Here is a 15,661-nt window from a genome sequence, read left to right as displayed (position 1 = left end):
GGCCACACCGGCGATTTTTCACGGCCTCGATCCAACACTGGGTATGATCGCGATCCGACTGCTCCCCGCGACGGCACACTGCTCGCGCCTCGAGCGGCCAAGCGACGGTGAGAACGAATGAACCGGCGGCGGTTGCGACCGCTCTATCTGGCTGGCATCGCACTGAACGCGGTGGCGTTCGCGTACGCGGTCACGAGCGGAACGTGGCTGTACGCCGCCGCGTTCGCGTTCGTGGCGGTGTATCTCGTGGTGCGTCTACGGATGCTGTCCGCCGATCGCTGAGAGGTGAGTCCGACGGTCGGCCTCGAGTGAGAGGCTTTTCCGATCGTCGATCGAACGAGTGGATATGAACGGCGCGCAACCAGGAGCGACCGAACCGATCCGTCGGGCGCGGCTCGGATCGAGAACGGAGCGGGATCGCGAATGAACGAGCAACGGCTACGACCGGTGTACCTGCTCGGCATCGCAGGCAGCGCGTACGCGCTCTGGTACTACCTCTCGTTCGGTGCAACGGCGTACGCCGCCGTGTTCGGGCTCGTGACGGTGGTACTCCTGTTCCGTCTCCGGACCGTGACCGCCGACGACTGACCCGACACGGCGTCTCGGTCGGCCCGGACGGCTCGAGACCCAGTATCGGTTCGGCCTCATCGATCTCGAGGCTGCAGACCGCGAAGGTCGCGGTGAGCGCGAGCACCCAGCGGCTCCGCACCGACAGTCGGTTCCGGCTCGGCGACGGCGAGCAGCTGTCCCGGGCGCGTCCCGGAGTCGCCGGGAGGGTGAGAGCGGAGAGAGCAGTTGCGGATCTTACGCCGGAAACGGGGCCCGTCCCGCTGCCGAGTCCGCGCCGAAAACCCGAGGCGCGCCGACGGAGCGACCGACGGCTGCTACTCGGACCGGAACACGCGGTATGCGCCCTGGCCGATCGCCACGGGGTTCGTCGTTCCGTCGGGGGTCGTGCTTTCGACGGTGATCTCGCTGACGCCGACGCTGCCGCCGACTCGGATCACGTCCGCGGTTGCCACGAGGTCGCTCGTCGCCGGCCGGAGGTAGTTGACGTTCAGGTTGATCGTCGCGATCCGCGCATCGAACGGGTCGTCCATAGCCGTCCGCAGGGAGAGGCCGCCGACGGTGTCGATGAGCGTGGCCGCGACGCCACCGTGGAGGTCCGCCTGCTCGTCGGCCGACGCGGTAGGTCGCGTGTTCGTCAGTTTCTCGTCGTAGGGGATCGACATCGTCATCGTTCCGTCGCCGACATCGTCGACGGTCGTCCCGAGCCACGAGAGGAACTCCTGGTTCTCGTCGAGAAGGTACTGCAGCATCCCCTCGAGATCGTCGCACTCGTCGAGTGCGTCCATCGTTGGCGTCTCCTCGGTCATGGCCACCCGTGCGTCGGCAACGGTCTTGACAGCTACGCTTCCCGGCGTGGCCGTTGTTCGGCGTTCATCGGCACGGGGTAGTGTCCTTGCAGACGTCGTCGCTCGAGCGAACCCGGACCCGGACCCGGTCGCCGCGTGCGAACGAGCGCTCCGGACAGATCAGTTTCGCGCCGAATTCGCCGTCGCGAGCGCAGAACAGCGACAGTCCGGTGATCGGCTCGCCGTTTGCGGTGACGGTCACGTCGTCCCACGCGATCGTGCGGCCGTCGGCGACGCCGAGGCGGTCGCCGTTCAGCGAGACGGCCGTCTCGGTCGGCTCGTCCGCCGCCGACTCGGGCTGCTCGAGCAGCCCGCCGCCGTCGTAGTGGGGGACGCCCCCGTCAAGGACGCCACCGCAGTCGGCCCGCACGCCGACGAACGCCGCGCCCGGTTCGGGGTGAGTCGGCGCATTGAGTACCGCGTAGGTGTCGCCGGTCGATCGAACCCGGCCGGTGCCGTCCCACTCGAGCGGGCGCACCGCCGCGTCGAGGTCGATCGGGAGCGATCCCGCCGCCCGATAGGGGTTCTGATCCGGGCTGCGAAACCCGACGTGAAGGTGGTTGTCGACCCAGGGTGCGAAAAACCCCGCGCGGACGAGCCGACCGAGCGAGTCACCCCGGTCGATGCGATCGCCGGCATCGACCGCCGGATCGACGTGCAGGATTCGAACCGTCAACCCGGCGACCGGGCTGGAGTCCGCGGGCTCGAGCAGGATCAGGTGGTCGTGTTCGGGTGCGTAGGGCTTCGACGGCGCGCGAACGGTTCGAGTCTCGCGGACGGTGCCCGCGACCGGACTCGGCGCGGCGGTCGTCCGCCCGTTTTCGAGGGTTCCAGGGTAGAGATCGACCGCACAGCCGCCGTCGTGGGCGGGATACGGGGAGTTGTACAGCGAGAAGCGCTCGTAGCGCGCCAGTACGGCCTCGGGAAGCGTGACGGCCATCGTCGTCTCGGTCTGGGTAGCGTGAACGTTTAGATGCACCGGGTCGAACGGCCGGTATGCGCGTGTTTCGTGGACGGGCGGCGTCCATCGCGGCCGATCGCGATGTGAGTCAGCGACTGCTCTCGGTGGCCGCCGACGGCGAGTCGGCCGTCCGCGTCTGGACACCCCACCGACAGGTCGCGTTCGGCCGCCGGGACGCGCGCCTCGAAGGGTACGACCGCGCCCGTGAGCGCGCCGACGAGCGGGATTTTCCGCCGGTCGAGCGCGGCGTCGGCGGGCGGGCGGTCGCCTACGACGGGACGACGACGCTGGCGTTCGCCCGCGCCGAACCGGTCGCGGACTTCCGGACCGGCTCGACCGAGCGCTACGACCGCGCGTCGGCAGCCCTCGAGCGGGCGCTTCGGACGCTCGGCCTCGAGCCGATCCGTGGCGAACCCGACGACTCGTTTTGCCCCGGAACGCACTCGCTGTCGGTCGCAAGCGCGGACGGACGGCAGCGAAAAGTCGTCGGCATCGCCCAGCGCGTGCGGAGCGACGCCGCCCTCGTCGCCGGCATCGTGCTCGTAGCCGCCCGCGAGAAACTCGCGGCCGTGCTCGAGCGGGTCTACGACGCGCTCGCGGTGCCGCTCGATCCGGCGTCGGTCGGCACCGTCGCGGCCGCGGGCGGGCCGTCCGATCCCGACGCCGTCCGAACGGCGCTCGAGGAGGGGCTGCTCGGCGACGCGAGCGACGTATCGATCGAACGCATCGGCGACGGACGGTAGCGACCGCCGGCCCACGAGGGGAGGGGCATGACCGCCGCCCAACGCCGGACATCGCCGAGAGGGTTTTCGACGTGCGGACCGACGGGATCGTATGGGAGAGACACACGACAGGGCGCGGGCGCTCGCCGCGTTCGCCGCGGTCGTCGCCGACGACGACCGAGCGCCGGTGGTCGTCGTTGCGGGCTGTGGCGCGGGGGCGACCGTCGCCGAATTGCGCGCGGCCGGCGTGGCGGCCTACGGCTTCGACGCCTCCCGATCGATACTGGAGACGGCGGCACCCTCAACGCGGGAACGACTGCTCGAGGCGGACGTTCGCGACGAGGACCTCGTCGCGTCGCTGCGCGAGGCGTTCGGGATCGACGAGATCGATGTCTTCGTCACCGAATGCATGCTCTCGTTTCTGACTGTCGACGAGGCGACGGCCGCGCTGGACCGGATCCGGTCGCACGACCGAGTCGGGACGTTGCTCCACCTGGTGCGGATCGACCCGCCGGTGGCGGCCCAGGACGGAGAGATAGACGCCACGATACTGCCGCCGGCGGAGTGGCAAGCAGCGTGTGATCCCGACGGCGAGGATCTCTGGCGTGACGCGATAGGGCCGCTCGACCTGCCGCCGCCGGATTCGAGCGATGACGGCGAGACGTAGACGCGGGTTGCCGAGTGCATCGGTCTCTCGAGGGGGACGCCACCGCCGGGCCGCCACGCTCGGGTCCGACCGACGCGAAGCGGGAGTGAGGTAACGTTTTTCGGCTCCGCGTCGTCGGCCTCGAGTATGACGACACGAACGCGACCGGAGGCGTCCCGATGACGCGCGACGAGTCGGAGCCAGCGGCCGGATCGGACGCGACGACCGAGTCAGCGGCCGCTGACGGCGCGGCACCCGCTGGATCGCTGTGGGCGGCCCTCCTCGCGGACGCGCGCGCTATCGCCGAGGAGTACCGCGATGCGGGCTGGGACGTCGTCGTCCTCGAGCCGACCGCCGTCTCGCCGGTCGATCGGGACGAGCGGGTCGGACTCGACGTCACGGTCAGCGCCGCGGAGTACGAGCTCGTCGCGGACCTCATCGAGGAGGGAGCGGTCACGATCACGTCGGCGAACGTCTACTACCGCCCGGTCGCTGCCGACGGGAGCGAGCGCCGACTCGCGCTGACGGTCGAGCGCGACGAATCGAGCGAAACGGCCATTTTCGTCCCGCTCACGTACGATCTATCGGCCTGTCGGGACGTGTTCGAAACGGCGCTGCTGGAGGAACAGCTCCTGACCCACGTGACGACGCCGTCGACGGACCAGTGGGTCAGCTTCTCCCACGACGATCCGTCGCTCTTTCTCGAGGAGTCGGACGTGCGAGCGTGGGGGCCGGACGACGACTGAGGGCGGTCACTCGCCGGTCCGAAAGGAGAGGTCCAGCACCGGTGCCGAGTGGGTCAGCGACCCCATCGAGATCACGTCGACGCCGGTCGCGGCGTAGGCCGGCACGTCCGCGACGGTGATCCCGCCGCTGGCCTCGGCCAGAACACCCTCGTGATCGGCGAGCGCAGCGACGGCCGCCCGCGTGTCCTTGGGCGTCATGTTGTCGAGCAGGACGATGTCCGCGCCGGCCGCGGCCGCCCGCGGGGCGTCCGCGACGGCCTCGACCTCGACGTCGATCTTCGTCGCGAACGATGTGCGCTCCCGACAACGAGCGATCGCGTCCTCGAGTCCCATCTCCGCGATGTGGTTGTCCTTGACCATGACCATATGCGAGAGATCGAGCCGATGGGTGTCGCCGCCACCCGCGACGACCGCGCGCTTTTCGAGGCCGCGCAGGCCGGGCGTGGTTTTGCGGGTCGCAGCGATGGCGACATCGTCGGACTCGGACCGAGCGCGTTCGACCGCCGTCCGCGTCCGCGTCGCGATTCCCGACGCGTGGCCCGCGAGGTTGACGGCGACGCGCTCACCGCGGAGGAGGTCGCGTGTGGTCCCCTCGACACGGAGCAGGTCGTCGCCCGGTTCGACGGCGGTGCCGTCCGCGAGTCGATCGACGACGGCGACGCCGAGATACTCGAAGACAGCCACCGCGGCCTCGAGACCGGCGGCGACGCCCGCCTCCGTCGCGACGAGCCTGCCGGTCGTCTCGCCGGGAACGTGGTTCGTCACGTCGTGGTGGCCGACGTCCTCGCGGAGCCAGCGCTCGATCTGTGCGTCGGTGATCATCTCAGTCGTCCGCCGGCGGTTCGGCCGTCGATTCGTCGGCGTCGGTCACGACGTAGTGACAGCCCACCGAGTCGGTGTTCTCGCTCGCCGCACGCGCGATCAACAGCGCGACGACGCTGGCGTTGCGGAGTTCGTAGAGGTCCCGCGCCGTCCGCGTTCGGATGTAGGCGTCGACCTCGCCCTTGAGCCGCCGTAGGACGCTACTCGCGCGGGCGATCTCGTCGGGGTCGCGCTCGAGACCGAGGTACTCGTCCATCGTCCGCCTGAGGCGGGTAAACTTCTCAGCAGCGAAGCGGTCGGGCAGAGCGGGGTCCCGGTTCAGGAGTTCGGGAGCCGCGACGGCTTCGGGGTCGACTCCGACCGCATCGTCGCCCGCTCGGAGCCCCCAGACGAGTCCCTCGAGCAGGCTGGTACTCGCCAGTCGGTTCGCGCCGTGGACGCCGGTGCGGGCGCACTCGCCGACGGCGTAGAGCCGATCGAGCGAGGTCCGGCCACGGTCGTCGACGGCGATCCCGCCACACAGGAAGTGCTCGCAGGGCGCGACTGGGATCTCGTCGCCCTCGATGCCCCGATCACGGCACTTCTCGGCGATGGCGGGGTACTCGGCCTCGAACTCGAGGGGGCGCACGTCGAGGACGACCTCGCCGGTTGCCTCGCGTTCCGTTTCGACCGCGCGGGCGACGACATCTCTGGGCGCGAGATCGCCCTGCGGGTGGTACTCGGGCATGAACTGCTCGCCGTCGCCGTTGCGGAGGACGGCCCCCTCGCCACGGAGGGCCTCGGAGAGCAGGAAGGGGTCCGCGCCGGCGTACGCCGTTGGGTGGAACTGGACGAACTCCATGTCCTCGATCTCGGCCCCGGCGAGCGCGGCCATGGCGATGCCGTCGCCAGTCGCGTCCGCCGGATTGGTCGAGCGGCCGTAGAGCGCGCCGATTCCGCCGGTCGCGAGGATCGTCGCGCCAGCGTAGATCGGGTGCCCGGTCGGCGCTTCGTCGCTCACCACGCCGTGGACGCGCCCCTCGGCGGTGATCAGCTCGAGGGCGGCGGTATCCTGCCGCACTTCGATCCGCTCGTGGTCGGCGACGTAGTTGAGGAACGGTCGCAAGATATGCGTCCCGGTCGCGGCGTCGACGTGGAGGATGCGAGACGCCGAGTGAGCGGCCTCGCGAGTGTAGTCGAACGCGCCGTCCTCGCCCTCGTCGAACGCGACCGCGAGGGTGTCGACGAGCACGTCCTCGACGGCGTCGTCGGCGTTCTCGACGAGGGTATCGACGGCGTCCGGATCCGCAGTGCCGTCGCTGGCGTCGATGATGTCGGTCTTGAGCGACTCCGGATCCCCACGCGTCGTCGAGATCCCGCCCTGCGCCCAGTCGGTGCTGGCGTCGTCCGGCTTGGTCGCTTTGGTCAGGAGGAGAACGTCCGCGCCCTCCCGTGCGGCCGACAGGGCGGCCGCACAGCCCGCGATACCGCTGCCGACGATGAGGACGTCCGCGACCTCGCCGTCGGTCGTCGTTGCCGTCCCGGTGTCTGTCTCGGTCATGGTTAGATCTCGAGCATGCGGTCGAGCGCGACGCCCGCGAGTTCCTTCTCCTCGGGGGCGACCTCGATCACGTTGTGTTCGCGTCCCTCTGCGAGTTCCTCGAGCACCCAGGTCAGGTAGTTCGGGTCGATCTGGCGCATGGCGTTGCAGTCCATGCAGGCGTCGCCACAGAGCGGGACGACGTTTACCTCGGGGTGCCAGCGCTGGAGGTGATTCGTCAAGTGAATCTCGGTGCCGATGGCCCAGGTATCGCCGGGATCGGCGTTCGCGACGGTTTCACAGATCGTGGCGGTCGACCCGGCTTTGTCCGCCGCCTCGACGACCTCGCGGCGACACTCGGGGTGGACGATAACGTTCGCGTCCGGGTTGTCCGCCCGGACCTGGTCGATGTGCTCCTCGCGGAACCGTTCGTGGACCTGACAGTAGCCGTCCCAGAGGATGATATCGCTTTCCGCGACCTCGTCGGCGTCTTTCCCCTCGGGGTCCCAGGGGTCCCACTCGGCGATTTCCTCTTCCATGTCGAGTCGGTGGGCGGTGTTCTCCCCGAGGTGTTTGTCGGGCAGGAACAGGACCTTGTCACCCTTGTTGAAGGCGTACTCGAACGCCTCGTGGGCGTTCGAGGAGGTACAGACGAGCCCACCCTGGCTCGCACAGAAGGCCTTCAGGTCCGCGTAGGAGTTCATGTAGGTGATCGGGATGATGTCCGCGTCGGGCGCGGCCGCCGTGATCTCGGCCCATGCGCTGTCGACCTGGAGGGCCTCGGCCATCCCGGCCATCGGACACGACGCCTCCATGCTCGGGAGGATCACGGACTGGTCGTCGTCCGTGATGATGTCCGCGCTCTCGGCCATGAACGTGACCCCGCCGAAGATCACGTACTCGGCGTCGGCCTCGGCCGCCTCCTTCGAGAGCTGGTAGGAGTCACCGATGAAGTCGGCGTGTTCGACGATCTCCCGTCGCTGGTAGTTGTGCCCCAGGATAACGACATCGTCACCGAGGTCCTCGAGCGCCGCATCGATACGTTCGGTCCGTTCGTCTTCCTCGAGCTCCCGGTATCTCGGTGGGAGTTGCTCGAGGTTGTCGTATTTGAACAGACTCAGATCGGTGTCCAGCTCCGCCGTTTCCATTTTGACCATCTTACGTCACCAGTGGCTGTTCGCATATCAGAGGGCGGCATTGAATAACTTTTTCCTTCGAAAAGGCATTCCGGGGCAATACTATCGATATATACGGCGTTCGAATACCCGTCATCGGTTGTTCCGCGGGACCGATAGATCCCACGCGCTGACAGTCAGGACAGCGTTCACTGTGGCCCTTTCCGCTGCGGGCCCTAGGAAGGGTATGGCGCTCGAGGACGCATTCACGGACTTCACGCGACGCGACTGGGAGCACGAATCGGTCGAGGGAACCGTCCGCCTCGCGGTTATCGGCATCGGCGGCTTCGCGCGCCAGCGTGCGCTGCCCGCGATTTCCGAGGGCGACAACTGTGAGACGACGGTCCTGGTCACGAATTCGCCCGGCCGGGTGGCGGACGTCGCCGAAGCCTACGACGTCCCACACGTCATCGACTACGACGTGTTCCTCGCGGGGGAGCGGACGGACGCCTACGACGGGATCTACGTCGCGGCACCGAACGCGTTCCACGGCGACTATGCGACCGCAGCGGCCGCGTTCGGGAAGCACGTCCTCTGCGAGAAACCCCTCGAGATCAGCGTCGAGCGCGCTCGGGCGGTCGTCGACGCCTGTGCCGATGCCGGCGTGACGCTGATGACTGCCTACCGGCTCCAGACCGAACCGACGGTTCGCCGCACGCGGGAACTCGTCCGTGAGGGGGTGATCGGTGATGTCGTCCAGGTTCACGGCGGGTTCTCGAATCCGTTGCTCGAGCACGCAACGCCCGACACGTGGCGGCTCGATCCCGAACTCGCCGGCGGTGGCGCACTGGTCGACCTCGGGGTCTATCCGCTCAACACGACCCGGTTCCTCCTGGACTGCGACCTAACAGGAGTGTACGCGACCACCCATTCGCGGGGCGAGCCGTTCGACGCAGTCGAAGAACAGATCGCGTTTCAACTCGAATTCGAGACCGGCGCGACGGCCTCGTGTACGGCGAGCCTCGACGCTCACGCCCGGAGCGCGCTCGAACTGATCGGCACCGACGGCATGATCGACATCGAGTCGCCGTTCGGCGGCGTCGTTCCCCAAGAGATGGTCGTCGAGAGCGGCGACGTTCGCATGGAGTACACCGGCCCGCCGGTCGACGAGGTCCGCGAGGAGTTCGACTACTTCGGCTACTGCGTCCTAACCGGCACCCACCCCGAACCCGACGGCGAAGACGGCCTCACGGACTTGCAGGCCATCGAAGCCGCGTTCGAGTCAGCCGACACCGACTGTCGAGTCGACCTCGAGTGAGCCCGGATCCGGGTCTGGTATCGAACGATCGAGAGACCCCGCCTTCAACCAGTACGTTGCCGTGCGATAGCGGGACGGCCGCCGGTCTCCGAGGAATCCAACCGGCGTGACGAAGTGACCGACCGATCGCCGCTTCGAGCTGCAGGACGGGTTCGGAACCACGACTAATGTATTAAAAATGACACGTCAGGTGCGAGGTCACTCGAGGGAGACTGTTGCTATTTGCGCGACGTCGTCGCGCTCGCAGCGCAGCCGTTCGGGTCGTACTGAGCAACTCGTCGCAGTCAGTCCGGACGCTCGCTCGGCTGCGGTCGGTTTTCGGAGCCGGACCGACGAGCCACGACGACGAGCGCCAGCACCGTCAGCAGCGTCGCGACCACCAACAGCCCCGTGCCCGCTGCGAGCCCGACTAAGGCCGCGACGTCGGCGTAGAATGTAAAGAGGAGAAACGCCGGGAAGAGGGTCCCGATCGCGTATCGCCACGGGACCACCAGGGGGCGTGAGAGCCGTCCGGCACCTTCGAGGAACTCCTCGACCGCGGCCGGCCCGAGGACCCAGGCCGTATAGATCATGAACCCGGTCAAGCCGAGCATCAAGAGCAGGTCGACGAGGTGATCCGCGAACAGCGTAAACACAACGGGGCTGAACGCGTTCACACCGCCGGTGAAGACGATCAGCGCGAACAGCCCCCGGGTCGCCGTCGATCGCTCGAGATCGAACTCGTCGACCAGAAACGAGACCGGAATCTCGAGCATGCTGATCAGACTCGTCAGGGCTGCAAGCAACACGACGAGGAAAAAGACCGCGCCGAGCAGTCGCCCGCCGGGCAGGCTCGCGAACGCACCGGCGATCCCGATGAACAGCGCGCCGGGGCCACCCGCAGTCGGGCCCGGCGCGAACGAGAACAACAGCGGGAACACCACGAATCCGGCCAGAATACCGATCCCAAGGTTGAACACGGCGATAGCCGAGGCATCGAGAGGCAGCGAGCGGTTATCGTCGACGTAGGAGGCGTAGGTGATCATCGTCCCGCTACCGATCGAGAGGGTAAACAGCGCCTGGCCAGCGGCCCCTCCAAGTACCGAGAGGAAGTTCGCCGCGAGGTAGGCACCGTCGAACTCGAGGTAGAACTCGTAACCCTGCGCAGCGCCGGGCTGACGGGCCGCCCAGATCGCGAGTCCGATGAGCAACACGACGACGCCGGGTATCATCACCTTCGTCGTCGCTTCGATGCCGCGTCTGATCCCCGCGGCGACGATCAGCGACGTGGCCGCGAGGACGGCGAGTTGGTAGCCGAACGCTTCGGCACCGTAGCTGATCGCCGCGAAGTGGGTTTCGGGATTCGCGAAATAGGCACCCGTCGCGCTCTCGACGAAGTACCGAAGGATCCACCCGCCGACGACGCTGTAGAACGACATCAGCATGATCGAGGTAACGACACAGAGCGCGCCCAACCCCGTCCAGAACCGCGATCCGGCGAGCGATTTGAACGCCCCCACTGGGTTCCGATTCGACCGGCGACCGATCACGAGCGCGGCCAGCAATCCCGGCACCCCGACGACGAGGACGATGAGTAGATACAACAGCAGAAAGGCGCTCCCGCCGTTCTCCGCGGTCATCCAGGGAAATCGCCAGATGTTCCCCAGCCCGATCGCACTTCCGACCGCGGCGAAGATAAATCCGGCACGACTCGCCCAACTCTCACGTACCATCCTGTCTCAGGGAATCGACTCGGCGCGCATAAGGATTGTTTATCAGTGGCACAACCCATTCGCGATGACATGGATGCTGAACACGACGCTTACTCACCTCCCGACGGACCGCCACGATCGTAGACTATAGTAGCAACTGAAAGTCAGTGCAAACCTGATCGCACGACAGCGTTGCGATCAGTGTGTAAATCGTTTCAATTGCTACTATAGGCAAGGGGGAGAGACGGACCGACCAGTATTGGTCGGTATAAGCTCGCGATGGAACCAAAACGCAGGAAGCCTAGGCCGGGATTTGAACCCGGGCTCTCGTCCTTACCAAGGACGCGCTTTACCGCTAAGCTACCCAGGCGCGTACTTCTTCGTTGATCGGAGATGTCTTTATGGGTTTCGATTCGATCGGGCCGTGCGCCGGATTGTCGGGGTCCCCTCCGGGGGTCGACACCGACATCACGGGTCCGTCGCCGACGTGGCCCGATCGGTCGCGTGGTCCTCGAGGGACTGCTCGCGGGCCGAGGGCTCGAGGTTGGCAAGCGAGTCCTCGACCGGCGGAAACGAGGTCCCGACGGCGTCGGCGAGCGAGTCCACGATGGCAAGCAGGCGCGGCGACGGCGTTTCGTCGACGGCGACGGCCCCGGTGAGGGCGGCGAGTTCGAGCACGTCCCGCTCGAGGGTGGCGTCGAGATCGGACGCCGTCGGATCGAGGTCGCCGTCGTCGGTCGCGAGGTCGGTACGCCGGGTCTGGTCGCGGCCGAACGACTGGACGGTTCGGACCGCCTTGTTGGCGGCGTCGGTACGGGCCAGCAGGTAGAACCCGCGGGCGACGAGGATATCGGCCGCGAGGATCGCGAGGTCGCCGTCGCCCGCGCTGACGTCGGTCGCCGTCCAGGGCTCGTCGCGGGCGAGCGAGCGGGTCAGACGCAGCCCCTCGTAGATGAGCTGGACGCCGGCTGCGTGCGTGACGACGCCGTCGGAGTCGGAGTTGGCCGATCGGTCGCGTCCTCCATCGGTGGCGGAGTCGGCATCGAAGGACTGCTCGCAGTCGGGTCCGACGACGCCTCTCTCGGCCCCCATCATCGCGGCGCTCTCCAAGGTGAGGAGGCCGGGCACCATCGATGTACGCTCGAGGGTGGCTTCGATGTAGTCGTGTAGCTGTGGTGGTTCGACGTCCGCGATTGCCTCGACGGCGGCACGCCGACAGCTGTCGGCATTCTCCATTAGCGGGGGGTTACGACGGGGGAGGCAAAGACCTTTGGAAACGCCGGATCGACTGCTGACATGATCGAGGTCGACGCTGACGGACCGATTCGCACCGTGACGATGAACCGCCCCGATGCGCGTAACGCACTGACGGTCGATGGGCTCGAGGCCCTCGAGTCCGCGATCGGCGAGGCCGAGGCACCCGTCGTTTACCTTCGCGGGCGCGGTCCGGCGTTCTGTGCTGGTGCCGATCTGAACGAAGTCGCGGCCCTCGAAGGGGATCGCGACCGCGCGGCCGCGTTCGCCCGCCTGGGTCAGCGCGTCGCCCGGACCATCGAAGACTCGCCGGCGATCGTCGTCGCTGGAATCGACGGTCCCGCACGCGGCGGGGGCCTCGAGCTCGCGCTGGCCTGTGATGTCCGGGTCGGAACCCCGGACTCGACCTACGGGGAACCGGGGGTCAGTTTCGGGCTGTTCGGTGCCTGGGGCGGCACCGTCCGATTGCCACGCGTCATGGGCGAGGGGGACGCCCTCGAGTTCGCGCTGTCGGGGCGGTCGATCGACGCCGAGACAGCGCTCCGAACGGGTCTGATCTCGCGTCTCGAGGACGACCCACGGTCCGTCGCCGAGGAGATCGCGGGGAACGCCGCGGACGCACTCGGGGTCCTGAAACGCCGGCTCCGGGACGATGGCGAGCGCGCCACCCAGGAACGACGCGAGGCTGACTCGTTCGCCGACCTCGTCGCCGCCCACGCCGACGATATCGACGCGTTGCTCGAGTAGTACGACTCCGAAACCGATATCGCTGGCAGCGCGGTATCGGAACCGGTCCATCAAAAGTGAGATACTCACTGACAACTATGGGCAAGTATGCCTGGCCCAGTGTTTCTGGACGGTGATCGAATCACGCTGCGACCGATCGAGGAGGAGGACATCGAGTTCCTCCAGAAGCAGGTCAACGACCCGCGGATCTGGCGGCCAATCGGTCGGTCGAGGCCGATGAACCGCGAGCAGGAGCGGGAGTTCTTCGAAACCGACGTCTGTGGTGACGATACCATCGTCCTCCTGATCGTCGCCGATTCGACACCGATCGGGACGGTCGGCCTCCACTCGTTCGACTGGGAGACACAGCGCGCCGAACTCGGCTACTGGCTCGCACCCGACTTCCACGGCGAGGGCTACGGCTCCGAGGCGGCAGGGCGCATCGTCGCGTACGCCTTCGACCAGCTCGGCCTCCACCGGATCGAGGCCCGCGTCTTCGAGCGTAATGACCCGTCACGGCGGCTCCTCGAGTCGGTCGGGTTTACACAGGAGGGTGTTCACCGCGACGTCGAATTCATCGACGGCGCGTACCGGGACGCGTACTGGTACGGGCTTCTCGAGGACGAGTGGCGAAGCGATGGCAGTGATTAGTCCAGCGGGTCCGGTGCCGGCGGGACGGTTCGCTTGTGCTCGCTGCGGTCGTACATGCCGCGGACCCGTTCGACGGTCGCTTCGTCGACCTCGAGCAATCGCCCGGTCGCGGTGACCGACAGCGGTCCGTCGACGTGTGTCACCAGGATCGAGTCGAGCGTGTCGTAGCTGATTCCGAGTTCGTCCTCATCGGTCTGGTCGGCCCACAACTCCGCGGTGGCGGTCTTGGCGGCGAGGTCCTCGGGGACGCCGACGTGACGGGCGAGCTGGCGGACCTGTCCCTTGTAGAGGTTGCCGATCGGGTGGCAGTCGACGGCCCCGTCGCCGTACTTGGTGAAGTAGCCCACCGCGGCCTCGCTGCGGTTGCCGGTCCCCAGAACGAGGCGACTCTCGTGGTTGGCGACGAGGTAGTTGAACACTGCACGGACACGGGCGCGTGCGTTGCCGACCGCTTCGTGGTCGCCCTCGGCCTCGGGATAGGCCGATAGCAACGAGTCGACGATCGGCTCGATTTCGATCACGTCGGAGGTGATCTCGAGGTCCTGCGCGACCCGTTCGGCGTCGCTCATGTTCCCTTCGCTGCTGACGGTCGCCGGCAGGACGAGACCGTGGACGGCGTCGGCCCCGAGCGCCTCGACGGCGAGGTGCCCGACCAGCGTGCTGTCGATCCCGCCTGAGAGGCCCAAGACGACACCGTCGGCACCCGCGGCATCGACTCGATCGCGAATGAACTGCGTGATGTGTTCGCGTCGCTGCTCGAGTTCCGCCTCCGAAAAGCGAACGTCGATCATGAATAGGACTAGGGGCGGCGTGACCTAATAGTCTCCCCTCGCCAGGAAAAACTGACCGGGCGGTCGGTTCGGACGCCCGCTACCGGTTCGATGTGCCGAACAGTGACCGCGACCGTCCGGAATACCGAAGAACCGGGTGCAAGAACCGAACGACGGGTTGGAGTCGCCACGGGCTGACGGATCACCACGATTCCAACCTGGACACACTGTCTTCTCCCTCAACCCGGACACACGATCCTGCAGCAGTCCTTGTTACCACGGAGCATCCGTACTACGGACTGCTGGCCCGCAGTGGGTGCGACTCGAGGCAGGGTTCTGGTCGACGACGGGACGGCCGACTCGAGAGCGCTACGTTCAAGTGTAACCGGCGGCTACCCTCGAGTGGCGCAACCGACGTGGAGCGCTGGTGGTCTAGTGGTAGGACATGAGCTTCCCAAGCTCATAGCCCGGGTTCAATTCCCGGCCAGCGCATTTCGAGAGGTCGTTGCGGCGACTCTTTGTGAAGGGTCCGTTCTCGCGTGCTCCGTCGGATAGTGAGCGACTCGAGCGGGGCCGGCGTTACGTAGTGGTCGATTCGGCGTAGAGCGAGAGCGTCTCGTCCAGGGACTCCGGAATCGGGTTTTCAGTAACCGTGCTCGCGCGGGTGTCGACGATCAGCCCCATATTGAGACGACCACCGGGGCGGATCGTCCGTTCGGTCTTTGCGTCGACCTCGTCTTTGAGGCGGCCATCAACGAGCGTACTCCGCTCGAACCCGGTCGTGACCAGCCGCGGTCGAACCGCTGCCAACGAGTGGTCCATCTCCGACGGCAGCGGGCTCGCCCACCCGACGGCCACGGCGGTTTCGTCCGTATTGACCGTGTATCCCCAGCCACCAGGGGGATCGTCGTAGTCGCCGTGCTCGAGCGCGTACTCGTCGTTGAACCCGACCGCGATCTCGGTCGGGCCGTTGTTCGTGATCTCGAGGAGTTGATCGACGGCCGTGACTGCGTGGTCGGGAACCCCGTGTCGGCCATCCCCCGTCGCGGTCAGATCGATCTCGATCGTACCGTTCTCGCGGACGTACGCGTCGCCCTCAGCACCGGGTTCGAGACCGAGGAACGCGTTCGCGTCCCCGGCGGTTTCGACGGCTACCGTTCGTGCAGCGTCAACGGAGCTGAACGCACTCGTTCCGAGAAGTGCGCCACCGCCCGCGATCACGCCGCCGAGCCGCGTCAAGAGCGTTCGTCGGTGAGAGGACATCGATACGAACGAATTGGATGGGGGGCTATTTTATGCTTCCGC

Annotated in this window: 17 protein-coding genes and 2 tRNA genes; 9 read left to right on the top strand and 10 right to left on the bottom strand. The window is 67.2% G+C overall.

Features of this window, described 5'->3' with window-relative positions:
* Nucleotides 1-117: 117 nt before the first annotated feature.
* Together C486_RS21720 and C486_RS21715 are read left to right on the top strand one after the other, a co-directional pair.
* Nucleotides 118-282, top strand: coding sequence for a hypothetical protein (locus tag C486_RS21720; protein ID WP_008456812.1), 165 nt, complete (start codon nt 118-120; stop codon nt 280-282).
* A gap of 141 nt (nt 283-423) precedes the next feature.
* Nucleotides 424-588: a hypothetical protein gene (locus C486_RS21715; protein WP_008456810.1), complete on the top strand. Its 165-nt coding sequence runs from the start codon at nt 424-426 to the stop codon at nt 586-588.
* A 296-nt stretch (nt 589-884) separates the two neighbouring features.
* On the opposite strand, the gene C486_RS12860 is transcribed toward C486_RS21715, so the two are convergent.
* Both C486_RS12860 and C486_RS12855 read right to left on the bottom strand, forming a co-directional pair.
* Nucleotides 885-1,376, bottom strand: a complete 492-nt coding sequence (locus C486_RS12860) for a PaaI family thioesterase (protein WP_008456808.1) — start codon at nt 1,374-1,376, stop codon at nt 885-887.
* A 64-nt stretch (nt 1,377-1,440) separates the two neighbouring features.
* On the bottom strand, nt 1,441-2,355 hold the full coding sequence (locus tag C486_RS12855) for a hypothetical protein (protein WP_049910548.1): 915 nt from the start codon (nt 2,353-2,355) through the stop codon (nt 1,441-1,443).
* A 56-nt stretch (nt 2,356-2,411) separates the two neighbouring features.
* Here C486_RS12855 and C486_RS12850 point away from each other — a divergent pair, with 56 nt between their 5' ends.
* The 3 genes from C486_RS12850 (at nt 2,412) to C486_RS12840 (ending at nt 4,490) form a co-directional block, all read left to right on the top strand.
* Entirely contained in the window at nt 2,412-3,119 is a 708-nt protein-coding gene (locus C486_RS12850; RefSeq protein WP_008456805.1) for a lipoyl protein ligase domain-containing protein, read from the top strand.
* Between the two features lie 91 nt (nt 3,120-3,210).
* A complete protein-coding gene (locus tag C486_RS12845; RefSeq protein WP_008456803.1) occupies nt 3,211-3,765 on the top strand; it encodes a class I SAM-dependent methyltransferase in 555 nt (184 codons plus the stop codon).
* Nucleotides 3,766-3,923: 158 nt separating this feature from the next.
* A complete protein-coding gene (locus C486_RS12840) occupies nt 3,924-4,490 on the top strand; it encodes a DUF7529 family protein (RefSeq protein ID WP_008456801.1) in 567 nt (188 codons plus the stop codon).
* A gap of 6 nt (nt 4,491-4,496) precedes the next feature.
* Here the strand turns inward: C486_RS12840 and nadC are convergent, their stop codons facing one another.
* The 3 genes from nadC to nadA are packed head-to-tail and all read right to left on the bottom strand — an operon-like array spanning nt 4,497 to nt 7,988.
* Nucleotides 4,497-5,312 carry a carboxylating nicotinate-nucleotide diphosphorylase gene (nadC, locus tag C486_RS12835; protein ID WP_008456799.1) on the bottom strand — a complete coding sequence of 272 codons (816 nt, stop codon included), beginning with the start codon at nt 5,310-5,312 and terminating at the stop codon, nt 4,497-4,499.
* 1 nt (nt 5,313) lies between these two features.
* Complete coding sequence (locus C486_RS12830) at nt 5,314-6,852, bottom strand: L-aspartate oxidase (RefSeq protein ID WP_008456798.1); 1,539 nt, start codon at nt 6,850-6,852, stop codon at nt 5,314-5,316.
* Between the two features lie 2 nt (nt 6,853-6,854).
* Nucleotides 6,855-7,988: a quinolinate synthase NadA gene (nadA, locus tag C486_RS12825; RefSeq protein WP_008456796.1), complete on the bottom strand. Its 1,134-nt coding sequence runs from the start codon at nt 7,986-7,988 to the stop codon at nt 6,855-6,857.
* A gap of 205 nt (nt 7,989-8,193) precedes the next feature.
* Between nadA and gfo6 the strand changes: the two genes are divergently transcribed.
* Nucleotides 8,194-9,264, top strand: coding sequence for a D-xylose 1-dehydrogenase Gfo6 (gene gfo6, locus C486_RS12820; RefSeq protein ID WP_008456794.1), 1,071 nt, complete (start codon nt 8,194-8,196; stop codon nt 9,262-9,264).
* 284 nt (nt 9,265-9,548) lie between these two features.
* Here the strand turns inward: gfo6 and C486_RS12815 are convergent, their stop codons facing one another.
* The 3 genes from C486_RS12815 to C486_RS12805 form a co-directional block, all read right to left on the bottom strand.
* A complete protein-coding gene (locus C486_RS12815) occupies nt 9,549-10,976 on the bottom strand; it encodes a sodium-dependent transporter (protein ID WP_008456792.1) in 1,428 nt (475 codons plus the stop codon).
* 277 nt (nt 10,977-11,253) lie between these two features.
* Nucleotides 11,254-11,325, bottom strand: a tRNA-Thr gene (locus C486_RS12810).
* 98 nt (nt 11,326-11,423) lie between these two features.
* On the bottom strand, nt 11,424-12,191 hold the full coding sequence (locus tag C486_RS12805) for a DUF7114 family protein (RefSeq protein ID WP_008456790.1): 768 nt from the start codon (nt 12,189-12,191) through the stop codon (nt 11,424-11,426).
* Between the two features lie 60 nt (nt 12,192-12,251).
* Here C486_RS12805 and C486_RS12800 point away from each other — a divergent pair, with 60 nt between their 5' ends.
* A complete protein-coding gene (locus tag C486_RS12800; protein ID WP_008456788.1) occupies nt 12,252-12,956 on the top strand; it encodes an enoyl-CoA hydratase/isomerase family protein in 705 nt (234 codons plus the stop codon).
* Between the two features lie 87 nt (nt 12,957-13,043).
* Complete coding sequence (locus C486_RS12795) at nt 13,044-13,586, top strand: GNAT family N-acetyltransferase (protein ID WP_049910535.1); 543 nt, start codon at nt 13,044-13,046, stop codon at nt 13,584-13,586.
* Here the strand turns inward: C486_RS12795 and C486_RS12790 are convergent.
* The gene (locus tag C486_RS12790; protein WP_008456784.1) at nt 13,583-14,377 is read right to left on the bottom strand and encodes an NAD+ synthase; all 795 of its coding nucleotides are present in this window, start codon (nt 14,375-14,377) and stop codon (nt 13,583-13,585) included. The genes C486_RS12795 and C486_RS12790 overlap by 4 nt on opposite strands.
* Nucleotides 14,378-14,777: 400 nt before the next feature.
* On the opposite strand from C486_RS12790, the gene C486_RS12785 reads away from it, so the two are divergent.
* Nucleotides 14,778-14,848, top strand: a tRNA-Gly gene (locus tag C486_RS12785).
* Nucleotides 14,849-14,935: 87 nt separating this feature from the next.
* Here the strand turns inward: C486_RS12785 and C486_RS12780 are convergent.
* Nucleotides 14,936-15,619: a hypothetical protein gene (locus C486_RS12780; RefSeq protein ID WP_008456782.1), complete on the bottom strand. Its 684-nt coding sequence runs from the start codon at nt 15,617-15,619 to the stop codon at nt 14,936-14,938.
* Nucleotides 15,620-15,661 lie beyond the last annotated feature (42 nt).

The organism is Natrinema gari JCM 14663 (assembly GCF_000337175.1).
In the GTDB taxonomy this organism is placed as follows: domain Archaea; phylum Halobacteriota; class Halobacteria; order Halobacteriales; family Natrialbaceae; genus Natrinema; species Natrinema gari.
The sequence above is the reverse complement of the archived record's forward strand: the minus strand, read 5'-3'. Positions and strand labels throughout refer to the sequence as shown.

Coding starts and splice junctions, on each gene's coding strand:
- C486_RS21720 (WP_008456812.1), top strand. CDS start 118: ATGAACCGGCGGCGGTTGCGACCGCTCTATCTGGCTGGCATCGCACTG.
- C486_RS21715 (WP_008456810.1), top strand. CDS start 424: ATGAACGAGCAACGGCTACGACCGGTGTACCTGCTCGGCATCGCAGGC.
- C486_RS12860 (WP_008456808.1), bottom strand. CDS start 1,376: ATGACCGAGGAGACGCCAACGATGGACGCACTCGACGAGTGCGACGAT.
- C486_RS12855 (WP_049910548.1), bottom strand. CDS start 2,355: ATGGCCGTCACGCTTCCCGAGGCCGTACTGGCGCGCTACGAGCGCTTC.
- C486_RS12850 (WP_008456805.1), top strand. CDS start 2,412: ATGCGCGTGTTTCGTGGACGGGCGGCGTCCATCGCGGCCGATCGCGAT.
- C486_RS12845 (WP_008456803.1), top strand. CDS start 3,211: ATGGGAGAGACACACGACAGGGCGCGGGCGCTCGCCGCGTTCGCCGCG.
- C486_RS12840 (WP_008456801.1), top strand. CDS start 3,924: ATGACGCGCGACGAGTCGGAGCCAGCGGCCGGATCGGACGCGACGACC.
- nadC (WP_008456799.1), bottom strand. CDS start 5,312: ATGATCACCGACGCACAGATCGAGCGCTGGCTCCGCGAGGACGTCGGC.
- C486_RS12830 (WP_008456798.1), bottom strand. CDS start 6,852: ATGACCGAGACAGACACCGGGACGGCAACGACGACCGACGGCGAGGTC.
- nadA (WP_008456796.1), bottom strand. CDS start 7,988: ATGGTCAAAATGGAAACGGCGGAGCTGGACACCGATCTGAGTCTGTTC.
- gfo6 (WP_008456794.1), top strand. CDS start 8,194: ATGGCGCTCGAGGACGCATTCACGGACTTCACGCGACGCGACTGGGAG.
- C486_RS12815 (WP_008456792.1), bottom strand. CDS start 10,976: ATGGTACGTGAGAGTTGGGCGAGTCGTGCCGGATTTATCTTCGCCGCG.
- C486_RS12805 (WP_008456790.1), bottom strand. CDS start 12,191: ATGGAGAATGCCGACAGCTGTCGGCGTGCCGCCGTCGAGGCAATCGCG.
- C486_RS12800 (WP_008456788.1), top strand. CDS start 12,252: ATGATCGAGGTCGACGCTGACGGACCGATTCGCACCGTGACGATGAAC.
- C486_RS12795 (WP_049910535.1), top strand. CDS start 13,044: ATGCCTGGCCCAGTGTTTCTGGACGGTGATCGAATCACGCTGCGACCG.
- C486_RS12790 (WP_008456784.1), bottom strand. CDS start 14,377: ATGATCGACGTTCGCTTTTCGGAGGCGGAACTCGAGCAGCGACGCGAA.
- C486_RS12780 (WP_008456782.1), bottom strand. CDS start 15,619: ATGTCCTCTCACCGACGAACGCTCTTGACGCGGCTCGGCGGCGTGATC.